Origin of the sequence: Rathayibacter sp. SW19 (assembly GCF_030866825.1) — a bacterium.
GTDB lineage: Bacteria > Actinomycetota > Actinomycetes > Actinomycetales > Microbacteriaceae > Rathayibacter_A > Rathayibacter_A soli.
This window is the reverse complement of the sequence record NZ_CP133020.1, coordinates 2,026,669-2,043,482: the sequence shown is the minus strand read 5'-3', so window position 1 is coordinate 2,043,482 and position 16,814 is coordinate 2,026,669. Positions and strand designations below refer to the sequence as shown.

The following is a 16,814-nucleotide window of genomic DNA, read 5'->3' as shown; positions in this document are numbered from 1 at the left end:
TCGCAACCGATCAGTCGCGCACTCGCACGATCACTTTTCCGCGTTTACGATCGGGTGCGTTGAACGCGGCTGCGGCATCGTCGATTGATACGACCGTGCCGATCGGTGTACGCAGTAGCCCGTCGCGCACACGCTGAGCGATTTCGCCCAACTGCCGGCGGTTCGCTTCAACAACGAAGAAGATCGCCTGGCCGTTCTCCGGATACCGTCGGGGCGGCCGGGCAATCGTGACGAGCGTGCCGCCCTTGTGAACGAGGTCGGTCGAGCGTGCCCCGATGTCGCCGCCAATGACGTCGAAGACGAGGTCGACTTTGTCGGTGTCTGCCCAGCCGTCGTCTGTGAGATCGAGGAACTCGTTCGCTCCGAAGTCCAACACGGCTTGCTTGTCCCCCGTGCGACTGGTGCCGATCACGTGGGCGCCGGCGGCGCGCGCGAGCTGAACGGCTACGGAGCCGACACCACCGGCCGCGCCGTGCACCAGCACCCGCTGGCCGACCCGCAGTCGGCCGTGGTCGAACAACCCTTGCCACGCGGTCAATCCGGAGATCGGCAGGCTGGCCGCGACCACGAAGTCGATGTCCGCCGCAAGCGGCGCCAAGTTCCTCGCTTCGACGGCGACATATTCGGCCAGAGTGCCATCGCGGGTCCAGTCCGTCAGACCGAATACCCGCTGCCCGAGCGTGAACCCAGTTGTTCCGTACCCGAGCTCGGCAACAACCCCGGCGCACTCATGCCCGGGGACCGACGGCGCCCGGTCGCGCCCCGCCCGGTCTTGCCATGTCCCTGGCCACGCCAATTCTCCGGGCGTGAAACCGGATGCGTGCACCGCCACGATCACATCGTTTTCGGATGCTCGTGGTTCGGGCCGCTCCGCCAGCGCCAGCCCTGCAGTTCCTGCGTTCCGATCGGTCGCGACGATGGCTTTCATAACTGGCTCCTCGCTGATATTCATCCCCACCAGTTTGGCCGCGAAAACCACAGAATAGTCAGATCAACGGTCGCAGCATCCGCTTCATTGTTCATTTCGCAGACGGCCGGCCAGTTTGCTGAGTTCATTTCCCGCATGACAGTTTTCGACCACGGGATCGGGCTCTGCGAGGAAACGGCGGAGCGAGCGGCCCCTACCGGTTCCGGTTCGACGCCGCGTCGAGACCCAGGTGACTGCGCAGGGAAGCCGTGATCGCCTCCACCTCCGCAAGCTGCGCCGAGGTAAGCGCATCGATGAAAAGCTCCCGCACAGCGCGCAAGTGCGGCACGGAACCGGCGCGAAACGCGTGCCTGCCCGGCTCGGTGGCAGTCACGTCGATTCCGTGCACACCGTCCGCGCAGGGGGTGCGGCGGATGAGGCCGCGCTTCTCCATCCTGCCCAAGTGATGGGACAAACGACTACGCTCCCACCCGATCAGTGTGGCCAGCTCCGAGGAGCGCAGGGTGTATTGCGCAGCCTCGGTCAAAGCCAGGAGGACCTGATAGTCGCCGGACGACAGTGCCGACGCGCCCTGCAACCGGCCCCCCAGGCGAGCCCTGAGCACCTCGCCCGTCTCGATGTAGTCCCGCCAGATGCGCAACTGCTCGCGCGTGGGCATCGTGCGACTTGTCTCGGTCATCTTCCCTCCTTGGGAATTGATACGTCAACTCTATCGTCGCAACGATATTGACACGTCAATTCAGGGTGTGGAACATGAGAAGGGTCGTAAGGACGATGACGGAGCAAAGGGCGCGTCTCGAATTCGGGTTGAATTCGTTCGGTGACGTCGCCACGGATCGGGGCCGGGTGATGTCGGACGCCCAGTCGGTGCGATTGCTTGTCGAGGAGGCGCAGTTGGCCGAATCGGTAGGGCTGGACGCCTTCAGCGTGGGCGAGCATTACAAGGAGAACTCGGTCGACTCCGCGACTCCGGTGCTGCTCGCGGCCGCAGCACAGGCCACATCGACAATCGGCCTCGGCACCTCGGTGACCGTGCTGTCGACACAAGATCCCGTTCGGCTCTACCAGGAGTTCGCCACGGTCGACGGCATCTCCGGTGGGCGCACCCAGCTCGTGCTGGGGCGGGCATCCGCGATCGAGTCATTCCCACTGTTCGGCTATGACATCGCCGAATATGAGGAGCTCTTCGAGGAGAAGCTCGACCTGTTCGTCCGGCTCATGCGGGAGGATCGCGTGACCTGGTCCGGCAGATATCGCGCCCCTCTCGACGAGGTGCGGCTGCACCCACGGATGCCAGAGGGCGGTATTCCTGCGTGGATCGGTATCGGCGGCAGCCCGGACTCGGTCATCCGTGCCGCGCGCTACGGGCTCCCCCTCATGATGGCGATCATCGGCGGACGCCCGGAGCGCTTCGCCGGTCACGCCGAGCTGTACCTGCGAGCGCTCACCCAATTCGGACACGAAGAACTGCCGATCGGCCAGCACTCCCTCGGCCTGATCGCCGAGACCGATGACGAGGCACGGAGCGTGCACTGGCAGCACTGGCAGCCTGTGATCACCCGGATGAGCAAGGAGCGCGGCTTCTATCCACCGGCCGTGGAGCGATACGCGGCGGAGGTCGAGACCGGGTCGCTGTACGTCGGGGCCCCGGAGACCGTCGCGCAAAAGATCGCCGCCATCGTGCGGGCCAACCACCTCTCGCGCTTCGACTTGAAATACGACCTCACCCATCTGCCGCGCGAGGCACGCGAGCAAAGCATCCGCCTGTTCGGGGAGCGTGTCGCGCCACGAGTACGCGAGCTGCTGGCTGAGGAGCCCGGCGATTGGCACCTGGCCGGGCGCGGAACCGCGCAGATCGTCAAGGGCGGCAAAGCCGTGCACGCGTGACAGACACCAGAGACCTCGACAGGAAGCAACCATGAGTCATATCGCCGACATCCACGACATCCGCGACATCCGCGACGGCCGCGATAGCCGCACGATCGGCATCCTGGGTGCCGGCAAGGTCGGAACGGTGCTTGCCCGCCTCGCGCTCGCTGCCGGCGATCGGGTGCTGATCGCCGGTTCCGGTGATCCGGAGCGGATCAAGTTGACGATCGACGTATTGGTGCCGGGCGCGCGTGCGGTGCGTCCGGAGGATGCCGCTCGTGACGCTGACATCGTGGTTCTCGCGTTGCCGCTCGGAAAGTACCGTCGGCTGCCTGTGGCCGAGTTGGAAGGCAAGCTCGTGATCGACGCGATGAACTACTGGTGGGAGACCGATGGAATCCGGGACGACCTGAATGATCCCCGAACCTCGACGAGCCGCATCGTCCAGGACTTCCTGCCCGGCTCGCGCATCGTGAAGGCGCTGAACCACATGGGCTACCACGATCTGGAAGAGGAAAACAGGCCTAATGGCGCACCGGGCCGCAAGGCGATCGCGATCTCCGGCGACGACGACGCGGATGTCGCGCGGGTGGCGGAGTTCGTCGATGCGATCGGCTTCGACCCCATTCGCATCGGGGTTTTGGACGCTGGAATCGTCCTGCAACCTGGCCATCCCGCGTTCGGCGCGAATCTCCCCGAGGATGAGCTGCGCCAACTGATCGAGGTCGCCGCCGACGAACAGAGCCTCACCGCGGATGGTCCGACGATATCGGAGGAAGCCGTCTTGCTTGACGCCTACGCCACCATCCGCACGGTGTCATGATGAAGAAGGACTAGCTGCTCGGGCGGCCTCCGCGGAGGGAATCGGTTCAGTTCACTGCAGTGTCGACCGGCGTACCGCAGGCAGGTGCGCACTTTCGCCCAAGAGCGCAAAAACAACAATCGCCCCGGAGAAACCTCCGAGGCGATTCGTCTTATGCCGGTTCCGTAAACGGCCGTCCGTCGGGCTGACAGGATTTGAACCTGCGACCCCCTGACCCCCAGGTAGCTCTGAAAACCCATTTCGTTGGTTTTTCGGGGCGCAGAGCTACGCAGAGCGCCTCAATTCACGTCATGCATTGCATGCATTGCATGATTTTGGTCCCCATCTGGTCCCCCACATCGCGAGCCTTATCGCCCCGTAAAACTGTTCTTCGTCATTAACAACCTGAACACGGGAGGATTGATTCATGAAGGTGGAGATCCTGTACATCAATGGCTGTCCCAATTGGCAGGAGATGTGGCAACGGTTCCCCGCTCAGGATCCCCAACCATCACCGTGGATGGCGAGGACCTGTTCCCTGCTGCTGGACGAATAGCCGATTTGGCCTGCCGGATCTATCCGACACCATCTGGACTCGCTGGTCTCCCCACGCTCGAGCAGTTGGTCGAGCGTGCGAACGTCATGACTAGCGATCCCGAACCTCTTGCTCGTGCTGCGGGCGAACGCTCCCCTGCACGAAGCTCCCTGCGGATGGGGGCGAGCGTCCTCGTCCATGTCACCATGATGGTTGAGAGTTCTCATAACTACACGCATCATCATTCCGCGGAGATCCAGCGCGGCGTTTCTAAGACCCGCGCTACTGTGAGGCCATGGCGAGCGGTAGACGAGCCCGGCAGCTCAGGCTGGAACGACGCGCGCGCCCCGCCCGGGAAATCCGAGCCAAGCAGCTAAGCCAAGTAGCGAAGAGAATGGCGACATTCGATTTCTCGACTGCGCCAATGTCGTCGGTAGCGCAATTCGCGATTGGATGGCTGAGTGCCACCTTCGCCGAAATCCAAGTTATCGCGCTCGCCTCGCAAAACGATCTCGATCATGCCGCCGCGCCGAACCGTCGATCATTGTTCGAGATCGTCCTCAGGCTTCAATGGCTTCATGCGACAGCCGACCGGCGCCAAGCCATTGACGCGATGATCGAGGCGGAAAAGAAGCAAGCGCAAAGCCACTTGGGACACCTGGCCGAGATGGGACTTCAAGACCTCCCAAATTTCGCTGACCTCGAGGCCGTCATTACCGATGTTTCTGAGCCTAAAGTACGACAACAAGCCAGGAGCATCACGGATCTGGCAAAGGCGACCCCCTCCGCCGTCGGACTATTTCGGGGCTGGCGGGAGGAAACTCAGAACACCCACGCTACCGGCAATCTCGCGATCAGCTACGCTCCCGTGGGCGAGAAGGGTTTTGAGCACGGCAAGCCATTTGTCGCCGACCCAGAGCTTGAATCATTGCTCCTCCTGTCGCTCGGCACCGTGGCGTTTGTCGCACGAATCTTGCTCGATGAAGGTGCGCCCAAGGAATTGACGGACAAGTTATTCGACGTCTACTTCAGCGGAATCAATGACGGGTTGTGACGCTGGCCCGGCTCGATTAATGTTTATCGAAAGCGGGCTATCCATTTCACTGCCACGTGTCGGTAGGATCGTCCTGTGCCGTCGCGCGGTTTGCAGTATCCCGGTTCGTACTCGGAGTTGCGGGCGTGGTTTCCTGATGACGAGTCGTGTATGGACTATCTGGACTGGCTGCGATGGCCGTCCGGGCGGGTTTGTCCGGCTTGCGGGCGGGAGGCAACCTCGGCGGCCAGGGGCCGGGTGTGGCGGTGCGGCGGGTGCCGCAAGCGGGTTTCGCGTACCGCGGGGACGGTCTTCCAGGACACGCGTACGCCATTGACGGTGTGGTTCGCTGCGGCCTGGTACATGACCGCCGATCCGGGCGGGGAGTCGGCGTTGACGATGCAGAGGCTGCTGGGGCTGGGCTCGTATCAGACGGCGTGGGCGATGCTGCACCGTTACCGCAGCGCGATGGTGCGGCCCGGCCGGGAGCTGCTGAGTGGACGGGTCGAGGTCGATGAGACCTTCCTCGGCGGCGAGCGGCCAGGGCCGCGTGGCCGCGGCGCGCTGGGCAAGACGATGGTGGTGATCGCGGTCGAGCTACACGATCCGCGCGGCTACGGGCGAGCCAGGATGAGCATTATACCAAACTCCTCGGCCAAGACACTGCGCCGGTTCCTGACCGCCACGATCGAGCCGGGCTCCACGGTCGTCACCGACGGCTGGTCCGCCTACCGGAAGGCGTGTCTGGACTGGTACGTGCACGAGCCGCTCCCGGTCTCCGGCCACGAGGCACATGAGCTGCTTCCTGCCATGCACCGGGTCGCCGCGCTGTGCAAGCGGTGGTTGCTGGGCACCCACCAAGGAGGGGTCGACGCCGATCATCTGCAGTCGTATCTGGACGAGTTCTGCTTTCGCTTCAACCGCCGCCACTCCCGCGCCCGCGGCCTGCTGTTCTACCGCCTGCTCCAATATGCCGCCGCAGCCCCGCCACTGACCTACCGGCAGCTCGTGGCCGACCCGCAACCGAAGGCAGTCAAGCCGACCGGTGTGAACGGCCCACGATCCCGGCCGGCCAGCCTGGCCCAGCCGCCCCAAGACAGACCGTGGCGGGCCACAACAAGCCTCGAATGAGGCCATCAGAAGGTGACAGTGAAATGGATAGCCCACTATCGAAATTTGACGTCGGCCTGTGTTGAGCGTCAGGTTCTATTTGTGATGTTCTCTCACGCAGTGGCGTTTGACGGAGACATTCAATCCGTAAGACAAATTGGCCAATTCATAAGCGCGCAAGGCTGCTTTCATGACCGGCGGGCCGAGGGTTCCTCTGGTGATCGCCCGCTCAATTCTGGCTTCGAGAATCGGCCAAAGGGCATCCGCTAACTCCGGTTTGCTGACTCCCGATTTTCTCCAAGCATCGTCGATATCCGGCGTTGGATCTTTCGTGCGCTGTTGGTGGATGTCCGCGATTAGCCGGTCGCGGCCGGCGGGATGTGGCTTGCCAGCCGCCTTGATGAGACTGTCCGCGAGCTGAGCGTCGCTGAAGTGTGCGAATTCCCACGGAAGCCGGCCCCACGTGATGATCTCGACGATTCGTGCACCACGCGTGTAGAGGTCGGGCCGCAGATCGCCGGGAAGTGTCGCAGCGATCGAATCGAGTAGGAGTTTTCGCTGGTGTTGACGATCCGCCCGCGTCTCATATTTGTTCTCCGCGTCGGTGAGGACAAGGAAGCGGGTAACCGGACGATCCAGCATGACGAACTGACCGTGGTCGGACCCGAGCGCGGGCGATGAGGCGTAGCCAGCGAGCAGGGACAGGTCCTTTTTTGTGCCACCGAAGTTCACAAGTCGTATCCACGTGGGATCGACTTTCATGCCCAAGAGCGCCATCACTCTGGGAATGATGAGCATCTCCGTTTGTCCTTCGACCGCAAGGACGAGCGGCGGATGCGGGGATAGCTGGAGGCTAGTGAGAACACGATCTATTGAGGGCTCACGAACGCTCAGGCCTTGCATCGATAGGTGTTCGCTTCCCGCCGAGGCCAGATCGTCTTCGTCGTCGGTGAGTTCGTGAGCGAAGAGATCCAGCACTTCGGCCGCCATACGGCTATCCATTGCCGTCCGCGCATCCCCTTGCAGAGTCTCCCAAGTCTTCGGGTTCGCCCGCCGGATGAGGTCATAGAAATCGCCGAGCACATCATCGAAGCTAGCCGACGAGCGCAACAGCTCGGCCTGCCGATGCACCTCTTTGACGGTGAGACCGAGCCAGCCCAACAGCTCCTGCGGTGGCTGCGAAAGCGTGGTAGATCGCCAAGTCTCACTGCCCGCGATCATTCGCGTAATGTGCGGCCATGCCCTTGTATCCAAGGCAGAAAGCGTTATGGCTAGCGATCGCCACGACGCGCAGGCGCTCAATGCATGCTGGTCGGGCACATCAACCTCGTCAAGATGGACGACCAGCCGATTGGCGATCAGGGTTGGGCGGAGCGAGCTGGCCAGTGAACGCGCCCGTTCGAGGCCAAGAAGCTGGTGCTGCGAATAGAGATACCCTCGCGCTACGGATGGCCAAGAAGCGCGTACTCGTTCATGCGGCCACTGCTCGAAGTCTTCCGCGCCCGGGTCCATCACGCGCCCTTCCTGTGCTGCTCGGTAGAGTTCTGAAACCACCGTCGAATGAACATGCTTAGGGGTGAGGGATGCACTCGTGTCCCGCCGCCGAGACGGATCCGCATCATCAATGCTCACGCAGAACATCGGGACGAGCACACCGCGGCGATGCAACTCCTCGAGTCCGCTGAGGTCCAGATCCCGCCCGCCCCACATGGTAATCCGGCGCTCCTTCGCAGCCTTCGCAAACTGTTCCGGGTCAAGAAGAGCGACCTGACTGAAAGGGAACGGTAGAGCCAAGAGGTCCAAGCTTGTGCGTGATGTTGCCGCGACTGCTTGCACCACGGAATGAATGATTCGCATCTCGGACTCATCGGATGTCGAAATGGCCGAGGACCTTGTCATCTAAACAGTTTTACCGTGACGCGTGCGGTTGTCGCGATTCGTGAGGTGGAGCCAGGCCTAAAAACCGATTGCGTTATCCACGGAGACCTCGACACCGATCATCAAGACGACCCTTCCACCGCCACTCACCCTGACGTGTCTCAGTCGTCCGGTAGGAGCGTCGCATTGAACTACCCCAAACATCCGCATGCGGTTCCCTAGCGCGGGCCGTCCCATCTCAGTCGTCGCCTCATTTTCCCACGCGAGCTCAACGAACTGCCCTCGCCGAAATCGTGCGATGCACACAGGGCCGAGGCTGTCCCTTCGATATCTTCTGATCAGCACACCGCCGCGGGTTTGACGTGCTCATTCGGTGTCGGATGATCGAACTCACTGTCTAGCGGCAACAACCGAATTGGGCGGCTGATCGCGCCTGATTTGCATTGTCTACCCGAGATTGGGCATAAGGTAATTTGTGAACGAGTAGCTGGCCGCTTGACCGTCTGCCGACCTAGCGACTCGGACAAGGAGTTCGTCGGCAATACCGAGGTGCTTGAGCAGGGCAAGCTTCAGAAGCCACCGAATTCCAAGCTGAAGTGCGTTCAGTCCACTGGTGTCGACGTGAGCGGTGAAGCTTCCGAGGTGGGTTAGATCGTTGCGGGCTGCGTGGGCTTTTGCGATCCATTCAGCTTGATTTTGGGTTGGCACGATGACAGCGAATTGGGTAGGTCCGACCCACGCGAGCAGGGTCGAGATCTTTTCCTTCAGCTGGAGATCGCGCTTGGACGTGGATCGCAGCGCGACGTGCAGATCGGGTGTGAGTGCTTGCCGAGCTTGCCCGATCTTCGCCGCGACGTCATCCGACTGGCTTGGTCTCGTCCGCGGAAACGCCGCAGGGTGATGTTTGGACAGCGCAAGGTATAAAGATTCGAGAGCTGTCATTGCGTTCAGAAAATTGGTCTCGACATATTGGTCGTCTTTATAGTCGGCTGCCTGGAGCACGTTGACGCCTATCCGGCCGCCGTCTTTGTTGAATTGGAACCATCTCGGAAGGACTGTCTGAAGATCAATTTCGTTCGAATGGAGCAGCTCCCGCTTCTTAAGCTCGATCAAGCTTGGAGTATCTAGGGCAATGTCAAGTGGTCTTAGCAACGCGGTGGGTTTCATGCTGCGGTGAGCAGCTGGGCCAGCCGGTTGGCTGGGGTCTGAAGGTCCAGGGTGGGGCGGGGCCGGCGGTTGAGGATCGCGGCGACTCGTTTGAGGTCGTCGGCGCTGTGGTTGGACAGGTTGGAGCTCTTTTCGAACCAGAACCGCAGCAATCGGTTCGTGTTCTCGTTGGTGCCCCGCTGCCACGGCGAGTGCGGATCACAGAAGAACACGGTGGTGTCCAAGGCGAGCTGGATGCGCTGGTAGTCGGCTAGTTCGGTGCCGCGGTCCCAGGTCACCGACCGGCGCAGATGCTCCGGCAGGTGTCCCATCTCGCGGATCATCGCGGTGGCCACCGCGTCCGCGGAATGGCAGCCGGGCAGGTGCAGCAGGATCGTGAACCGGCTGCTGCGTTCCACCAGCGTTCCGATCGCCGTCCCGTCCGCACCGATAATCAGGTCGCCTTCCCAGTGCCCAGGCACCGCCCGATCGGCCACCTCGGCCGGTCGTTGACTGATCGTGAACGCGTCCTTATACGGGCTGTTTCGGCGCCGGTCCTCGCCGTGGGAGACGCGTTTGGTCCGTTTCAAACTCAGCTTCTCCGCCAGATCCGCCCGCAGTTTGCCGCGGGTCTGGACATACAGGGCTTGGTAAATCGTCTCGTGGCTCACCTGCATAGTCTGATCATCGCCGAAGGTCACCGCCAGCATCGCCGAGATCAACTTCGGCGACCAACCCTCATCCATCCACCCCGCGATCTGCACACACAACGCCTCGTTCTGGATCAGCTTGAAATCCTTCGGCCGGCGCCGGCCCTGATGCGCTTTCGTGTTCGCCACCGAGGCGTAATACACCCCATTCGGCGACGTGTTCCGGTTCACCTCACGCCACACCACGGACTTGTCCCGCCCGATCTCCGCCCCGATCTCGGCGTAACTGAGCCCCTTACGGCAACCGAACTGGATCACCGCCCGCTCCGCCAACGACAGCATCCGACCACCGACACCCTCGGGCTCCACGAACGGATCGACCAATCCACCATCACGACCCACAGTCATACTCATTCGCCCAGACTGGCGCCACCAACTATGGCCCGTACGCCTCGACGCGCCAACACGCCCACAAGCCTCGGTCAGCGAGACCCCTGAGCAGACCAAATCCACAAACAGCGTCCGAGTATCCGGCGGAAACAACTTGACCATAAAACACTCCTTCAATCAGAGCGTTGCTACGACCATATGACTCTGCCAGGGCGCGATGTCCGGATTCGAGCAATTCGAAGGCGGTATCGCCTCGCCCTTGAAGCAGGATGCTCCGACTCTGTATCCACGCCGTTGATCCAGTGAACAGGGTCACCAGCCCGAGGAAGATCCGAGCGTCCTCGATCGAGTCGTGAATTGTTACAGGGGTGTCGTAGGAGATCTCAATCGCAACGTTGTCCGCGACGGTGAAGATCGTGCCGTCCTGGGCGTGGCTCGATTCGCGCGAGCCTGTATCGATTGCTCGGATGCGCATGCCCTGGGCGAGAGTGATCGTTCCGAAATCGGCAGACCGCGTCTCGGCCGTCCACTTTATCGCACCGGATTTCTCGTCCACTGTTCGATGGAGTTCGTCGATGTAGGTTCCCGCGCCTAACCAATGGTCCAGTCCGAATATCTGTGCTCTCGCTGCGGAGACGGTTCTTGCATCGAACTTGTCCATGTGGCATCCGACTAGCACCGCGGCGTTGACGGTGAGTTCCTGCCGGGTGTCGAAGTACGACGGCTCGAAGTTCGGCGTGATCGTCCCGCTGCACTCAAATAGCGTGAACTTTCTGAACGGAGCGGCTTCGTAGCCATGAACAACGTCATACTCATATAAGCCGAAGAGCGCGAAGCCGTTGCCAGTCGAGGGAGGTTCCAGGTCGCCGATGAGGCTGAGTTGGGCGAAAGAGTCGCCGGCCGCAAGCGATCCGGAAACCCGTCGATCAGGCCGCTCCGGCACCCACCATTTCCCCAGCACCGCACCTAGAACCATTGGAGAATCCTACGAGTCGGCAGATGCTCGTACATTTCGCTCCCCCGCATGCCGTGCCGGTTTCCTATATCTTCGAATCGCTTTGCACCATCTCAAACCGCTCCTCCGGCCATCCGAGTTGCCATCGGCCATGTCTCACCTCCAGGAAGCAGTCGCTGTCGCGAAGAATCGCTCTGACCTTTGCTTCGCTTTGGGCCACGGGAAGGGCAGGAAGCAGGGCTGCGAGTTCACGTGCCGTGCAGGCACTGAAGCGTGATCGGGCCAGCGCCCGTAAACACGCGCGAAAGAGCACTCGGTCAGGTGCAAGCTCCGTCTCAAGTTGGGCTGGAGTGGGGACTGTAGGAGCAGCCTGAGCGAACACCTTGCGAGCCCGCTTGTATTCTGCGTCCATCGCCGCGATCAGCGTCGCTACGTGCCGCGCCAACTCTCGAAAGTCCTGCTTCCGTTCGTCCGGCATGACGCGAATCGAGTAGCCAACTGCCGCAACTCCTACCACGACCGAGGCAACCTGCAACCAGGCAGGCATAGCCCGCGCGGACAGTTTCAGCAACTCCCAGACCCCGGACGCTGAAAGATTGGCTAGCACTTCGGCCCCGGAGAGCAGCAGCCCCATCTGCCCTGCATCGCCCCCAGCCCAGAGCGTCTTCAGCCACGGTTCCAATTGCTTTCCGTCGCGGTATTCGTCGTAGACAGCCGCGGCTGCATCGGTGTCCTGCGACAAGTAGTAGGCCGGAAGGCAGAGCGACAGAATGACCGAAGGGATGTCGTCCGGATCGATCGCCCGTAGCGTCTCGATACGCTCGCGTTCCGCCGCCGACAGCAACTCCTCGGGGAGGACGCCAGGAATGATTCGAAGCTGAGGGAGATATTGCTCTTCCCAAACAGCGAGAAACACCTCGGATGACACCGTCTTTCGCGCCGCGAAGTCCTTGTGCTTCCGCAGCACCTCCCCAATCACATGCTCGGCACAGTAAAGACGGAACAGACCGGCGTTGGCGGCCGCAACCAGCGTCGTGTGCCGACCTTCGCGGACGCAACTTTGAAGAACGTCACTCAGTAGGACATTGGCATCGACCACAACCGGCGGAACGTCAGCAAGAGCCGAATCCGGAAATTGACCCTCGCTGTTCGGCAACCGTATCGCCGTCGTACTACTCCGAACATGCAACTCTTTGAGCGAGGCTTGGACAGAGACGATTGCGCTCGCCAGGTCGCCCACGGCAATGCCAGCGCAGTCCTGCGTCGTCACGGTAACAAGCCTGAAAGCATGGGTTGCTGCTGGCCGGGTTCACTCATGACTGTCACAGCTCCGGGTTGGTGAACCAGCCATCGTCTTGCGCGAGCTGGAGCACCGCCTTGTCGGGTCGCTGGGAATCAATGTTCCGACTGCCCGCTGCAATGATTTCCCATGGATAGAGAGTGGGGTTGGCGTGTACGTCGTCTCGCAGGTTCTGAAGCAGTCCGCGGTCGGAGGGTGCAACTCTGATTGGGTATCGGGAGGATCGGAACAGATGAAGTCGTGAAAGGTCGATGTCTGGATTGGGCAGTGACCAGTAGGCGCTGAGGATGGGTGCCCGTGTGGATGGATCTTCGGCGAGGGTGCCCTCTGGTGGTGTAGTGAGGAGTTTGACGCCGAGTGCCCTCTCGTTCAGTGGCACGTGGTGCGCGAGAAGGATTGCTGTCGCCGGATGCTTCGATGCGATCTGGTCGACCCAGGTGTACGAGATTTTGCGCGCGGCCTGTCGGTCGGCTATCCGCAGTGATGCTTCTGCGATCGTCGTCTGCCAGGGCGCGGGAAGGTCACCGATGGACTCTTCAATTCTTGGCGCGAGGGCGGTAAGGACCGTTGGAGTGGCCGAGGTGATTGCGGCTAGTGCCCACGAGGCGTGGTCGATGATGTCGATGAGTTGAGTGTGCTGGACGGTCCACCAGTCGATGTTGCCGCGGCCGAAGCGAATGTCTCGGAGAAGAGTGCCGGGGTGCGAGTCGGGGCCGAAGGCTGGTCGGCCGGTATCGATGTCACCGCCAATGTTGAGTCCCGTCGCGGAGGCGCCGATGATCGCGATCTCACGAGCAAGCCAGTTCTGGCCGTAGAGTTTCGTGAGTTCAAGTGCGCTGTTTCCCCAGATGGTGGTGGTGCCACCTTGACTTTTCCCGCCTCGCAAGGCCGTCAGCAAACGCTCGTACTTATCATCGCGCTTGCGTAGGCGAGCCGCTGCCTTGTTCGCCTCCGCGGCATCCTCTGCATACGAGTAGGGCACGTCTGCGGTGGGCTGGGGCAGTTTCGCGATGAGCCTGTCGGGATTGGCGACACGAAAGAGGTCAGCGGGCAGAGACACTCCTTCGACTCGGACCGATGTACTGCGTCCCGATAGCACGGAGCGGATCATCGCCGCTTCGACGGCGGAGCCATCTGCGGGTTCGATCGATGCGGCGAGGAGATACGCTGCATCGTCTTCGTTAGTGATCTGGACCGACTTCAGATCTGAAGTGGTGAGGTAGCTGCCGATCTGTATAACGCTCCCGAGCCGGAGCCATGCCCACCGAAGGTCGGACGAGCTGTTCTCATAGCCCTGAAGCCACCACTGAGAGAACTCGACGGGCTGGTCGTGTCGTACAAGTGACCAAGCGTATTCCAGGCTCACAAAGTGAGCCGGGTCTCTTTCAATTGCCTTTCGCAGCAGATCGACTACCTCTTGACCGCCACGATCTGGCGGGTACGGCTGGGTGTCGCTGGCCGTCAAGTCGCGAGTCAAGAGCCGAAGACCGAGCGCATCATTGTTCGCAGTGACCGCGAGAGATCTCGCTCGCGGTTTCGCGTCGAATACGCCGTCTTGTACGAGTGTGCGCGCGACACGGAGCGGCCAGAAGTCTTGCGGGTTCTCTTCCCGGAGTTGGTCCAGTGCATCCTTGAGCGCGAATAATTCGCCTTGGACGAAGAAGCCTGCCATGAAACGGGTGGTGTTGAGCCAATAGGGCCGCGAGGCGATTGCCTTAAACCGATCGATCTTGTCCGCTCCGCCACTGCTTGTCCTGAGCGGCGCGGTATTCACCAGATGCTGGGCCGCGAAGAATTCGCGGATGGGTTGGACGTCGAATTCGTAAGTCCCTTGGACGCGGCTGGTAATCACCCAGACCCGATCCCGCATCGCGGTGAAGAGTTCCTCGACGAGGGTTACGTCCTTGCCCTCCTCATGCAGGTAGAGCAGCAGGGTTTTTGCGAGGTCTTTCTGGGTCAATCTGATCTGCGCTGTGTTGGACTCGGCCGATGCTTGGAGGTACCAGCCGAGGTATCCAGTCACCTCCTCCAGGAGGAGTCGGTGTTGCCTGACGACGTTATCTTTTTCGGCTTCCCGATCGAGGAATGAGGACATGTATTCCCGGTACAACCCCGTCCGATCCTTGGGAACGGACTCGGATCGCCGGTTGATGAGGTACAGCAGAATGGTCAGCTGCATCGGATTGGTAGCCAAGCTCAAAACGTGGGGCTCCGCGGAGCGTTCTCGGAAGATGCGAGTCAAGTCCCGACGGTCTTTGCCGTCGATCTGGCGGTGTGTGGCCCACTTACGTAGGTAGGAGATTCGAAGGGCTTCGTTGAGCGGTTGGAGTTCGAGATACGCGTACTCAGATCGTGAGGGCTCAGCGAGTGCGTCATAACTCGGCCGCGCCGTCACCAGGATCGATGGTTGAGCGTTGAGTTGTTTGAGTCGAGCGCTCACTTCGTCAATCTGTTTGACGATCAACTCACGGGTGATCGAGTTCGCAACTTCGTCGAGTCCATCGAAGATGAGAAGAGTCGGATAGCGGTCGAGAATGTCGCGCACGTCAGCGACCGAGACGGATGATCCGTCGCCCGACAAGCTCATGACGTGAGCCAAGAAGCCCTCAACGGTGCGAGGGGCGCCTCGCGGTCGTCTTGATTGAGGGTCATGGTCGGAAAATGGGTCGAGACCTTCGACCCATTGGGCGTATTCGCGCAGCTCGACGCGGAAAGCCAGTCGGGAGTTCTCCGGTCGAAATTTCTCTCCGACGTTGGCGAAATATGCGTCGTCTTGGAGCAATGCGGCGCGGTAAGCCTGGCAAACGAATTGCCCGAGGGTTGACTTGCCTTGCCCGGGTGCGCCGAGGACCACAGATCTTGATGGAGGTTTTGAGAGGTAGTACAGCGCCGCACCGTTCATTGCACCAATGACGTCGACGAGGGGACGAGATTGTTGATCTATCTTTTCCTGTAGCGACAATGGGACGTCGACGAAGAGGTTGCCGATGTCGGCGTTCTCGAGGCCTGCTTGCTTGAAGCGTATATAGCGGTCGTTGGCCCATTGTGTGGCCAGCACTGCCTTGAGGACTCTGTCCAATTCGCGTGCGCGCTGGTTCTCGCGGGAATTCTCGAGCCAAGCTCTGAAGGCATCGAATCCGGTCAGGACGTCAGGGTAGGACAGCTTCAACGCATCGGGCGCGAGGTCCATGCGACGGTCAAGCTCATCGCGCCACCAGCAACTCATCGGTATGCCGTAGGACTTACTGAGCGTGTCAAGCGTCCTGTCAAGGCGATCGAGCCTTCCGCCCTTCGGATGCGCCGTTGACGGCATGTTGGTCATCAGGACGTACTGCTGTGCACCCTCCTTCACCAACCGCTGAATGTTCTTGTGCTCGCCAGCGATGGTGTCCTCGAGCCATTTGACGGGGTCCGGGTGTGCACGGTGGTCGGCTGTCCACTTGACCTGATAGATGACCCGTTCGCTAGGTTTCCCAGGTTGTCGGACGACGGCGTCCCTGCCTCCGTCTGACTGCCGCACCGGCAGACATTGAACGTTGGGAAAGACGATGACGAGGAGCGACTGGCACAGCTTCTGGAATCTCTGGTCATCGAGATCCTGATAGCGGTATGCCACGTTGTCATCCTCAGAAAAGCCTGGTCGACCCAGAGCTTCATTCTCCCATGGACGCCGTCGAGCGTCGTTGATAACCGCACGAACGGCGGCCCGGTCTGTCGCAATCACCATGACAAGCTTTCACCGGGTGTGGCGGCGTCGGCGGAAAAAGCTAGACCGAAAGCCGAGAGTGGCTGGGTTCGGTCTCGATTCGTCGAGCCTCGTCTCGGTGTTCTGCGATCAGGGCGCGGGCCAGAAGAATCAAGCTGATCGGTCCGAAAACTAGGAACTTGACTCCGTTCCATACGAACAGGACCACGAGCAGGTTGAGCCAGCCAGGGCCGCCATCAGCGATGAGGTTGGTGCAGATGCTCGCGGCGAGCAGGTACGGGGCAGCGAGGAGCATCGCTGGAAGGCCCCATTTCAGGCCGCGGCGGGTGCGGATCAGGTCGAGCAGGATGTTCGTAGGCATGTAGCGCCGCAGGATGTAGCGGGCGCGGACGCTCAGCGCCCAGAGCAATCGGAGCATGATCAGGCCTCTCATCAGACGTGTTTCTCCGTCGAGGAGGCAGAATATGATGAGTGGCCCCGAAGGGACTGTCCCGAAGGACCTGCAGAGATTG

The 16,814-nt window shown here is 61.2% G+C and carries 13 protein-coding genes; 4 read left to right on the top strand and 9 right to left on the bottom strand.

The features are described from left to right. Positions 1–10: 10 nt before the first annotated feature. Entirely contained in the window at positions 11–928 is a 918-nt protein-coding gene (locus tag QU604_RS09320) for an NADP-dependent oxidoreductase (protein WP_308468527.1), read from the bottom strand. A gap of 193 nt (positions 929–1,121) precedes the next feature. Continuing rightward, entirely contained in the window at positions 1,122–1,607 is a 486-nt protein-coding gene (locus QU604_RS09315; protein ID WP_308468526.1) for a MarR family winged helix-turn-helix transcriptional regulator, read from the bottom strand. Between the two features lie 95 nt (positions 1,608–1,702). On the opposite strand from QU604_RS09315, the gene QU604_RS09310 reads away from it, so the two are divergent. The 4 genes from QU604_RS09310 to QU604_RS09295 all read left to right on the top strand — a co-directional run bounded on the left by QU604_RS09310 (position 1,703) and on the right by QU604_RS09295 (position 6,298). Beyond that, positions 1,703–2,815 (top strand): LLM class flavin-dependent oxidoreductase, encoded by a 1,113-nt coding sequence (locus QU604_RS09310; protein ID WP_308468525.1) that lies wholly within the window; start codon positions 1,703–1,705, stop codon positions 2,813–2,815. Positions 2,816–2,846: 31 nt separating this feature from the next. Beyond that, on the top strand, positions 2,847–3,620 hold the full coding sequence (locus QU604_RS09305; protein ID WP_308468524.1) for an NADPH-dependent F420 reductase: 774 nt from the start codon (positions 2,847–2,849) through the stop codon (positions 3,618–3,620). 908 nt (positions 3,621–4,528) lie between these two features. Continuing rightward, on the top strand, positions 4,529–5,188 hold the full coding sequence (locus QU604_RS09300) for a hypothetical protein (RefSeq protein WP_308468523.1): 660 nt from the start codon (positions 4,529–4,531) through the stop codon (positions 5,186–5,188). 75 nt (positions 5,189–5,263) lie between these two features. Further along, on the top strand, positions 5,264–6,298 hold the full coding sequence (locus QU604_RS09295; RefSeq protein WP_409350012.1) for an IS1595 family transposase: 1,035 nt from the start codon (positions 5,264–5,266) through the stop codon (positions 6,296–6,298). A 75-nt stretch (positions 6,299–6,373) separates the two neighbouring features. Here the strand turns inward: QU604_RS09295 and QU604_RS09290 are convergent, their stop codons facing one another. From QU604_RS09290 to QU604_RS09260, 7 genes are all read right to left on the bottom strand, one after another. Then, complete coding sequence (locus QU604_RS09290) at positions 6,374–8,134, bottom strand: hypothetical protein (RefSeq protein ID WP_308468522.1); 1,761 nt, start codon at positions 8,132–8,134, stop codon at positions 6,374–6,376. A 468-nt stretch (positions 8,135–8,602) separates the two neighbouring features. Further along, positions 8,603–9,268, bottom strand: coding sequence for a HEPN domain-containing protein (locus QU604_RS09285; protein ID WP_308468521.1), 666 nt, complete (start codon positions 9,266–9,268; stop codon positions 8,603–8,605). Positions 9,269–9,318: 50 nt separating this feature from the next. Next, complete coding sequence (locus tag QU604_RS09280; RefSeq protein ID WP_409350011.1) at positions 9,319–10,503, bottom strand: IS30 family transposase; 1,185 nt, start codon at positions 10,501–10,503, stop codon at positions 9,319–9,321. Next, entirely contained in the window at positions 10,388–11,317 is a 930-nt protein-coding gene (locus QU604_RS09275; protein WP_308468519.1) for an ApeA N-terminal domain 1-containing protein, read from the bottom strand. The genes QU604_RS09280 and QU604_RS09275 overlap by 116 nt, the downstream gene beginning before the upstream one ends. A 64-nt stretch (positions 11,318–11,381) precedes the next feature. Next, the gene (locus QU604_RS09270) at positions 11,382–12,566 is read right to left on the bottom strand and encodes a PIN domain-containing protein (RefSeq protein WP_308468518.1); all 1,185 of its coding nucleotides are present in this window, start codon (positions 12,564–12,566) and stop codon (positions 11,382–11,384) included. Positions 12,567–12,618: 52 nt separating this feature from the next. Next, positions 12,619–16,212, bottom strand: coding sequence for an NACHT domain-containing protein (locus QU604_RS09265; protein ID WP_308468517.1), 3,594 nt, complete (start codon positions 16,210–16,212; stop codon positions 12,619–12,621). Between the two features lie 151 nt (positions 16,213–16,363). Then, a complete protein-coding gene (locus tag QU604_RS09260) occupies positions 16,364–16,720 on the bottom strand; it encodes a sulfate permease (RefSeq protein ID WP_308468886.1) in 357 nt (118 codons plus the stop codon). Positions 16,721–16,814 lie beyond the last annotated feature (94 nt).

What these genes read in the sequence shown, in the direction of transcription:
- QU604_RS09320 (WP_308468527.1), bottom strand. Translation starts at nt 928, where the DNA reads ATGAAAGCCATCGTCGCGACCGATCGGAACGCAGGAACTGCAGGGCTG.
- QU604_RS09315 (WP_308468526.1), bottom strand. Translation starts at nt 1,607, where the DNA reads ATGACCGAGACAAGTCGCACGATGCCCACGCGCGAGCAGTTGCGCATC.
- QU604_RS09310 (WP_308468525.1), top strand. Translation starts at nt 1,703, where the DNA reads ATGACGGAGCAAAGGGCGCGTCTCGAATTCGGGTTGAATTCGTTCGGT.
- QU604_RS09305 (WP_308468524.1), top strand. Translation starts at nt 2,847, where the DNA reads ATGAGTCATATCGCCGACATCCACGACATCCGCGACATCCGCGACGGC.
- QU604_RS09300 (WP_308468523.1), top strand. Translation starts at nt 4,529, where the DNA reads ATGGCGACATTCGATTTCTCGACTGCGCCAATGTCGTCGGTAGCGCAA.
- QU604_RS09290 (WP_308468522.1), bottom strand. Translation starts at nt 8,134, where the DNA reads ATGCGAATCATTCATTCCGTGGTGCAAGCAGTCGCGGCAACATCACGC.
- QU604_RS09280 (WP_409350011.1), bottom strand. Translation starts at nt 10,503, where the DNA reads ATGGTCAAGTTGTTTCCGCCGGATACTCGGACGCTGTTTGTGGATTTG.
- QU604_RS09275 (WP_308468519.1), bottom strand. Translation starts at nt 11,317, where the DNA reads ATGGTTCTAGGTGCGGTGCTGGGGAAATGGTGGGTGCCGGAGCGGCCT.
- QU604_RS09260 (WP_308468886.1), bottom strand. Translation starts at nt 16,720, where the DNA reads ATGCTCCGATTGCTCTGGGCGCTGAGCGTCCGCGCCCGCTACATCCTG.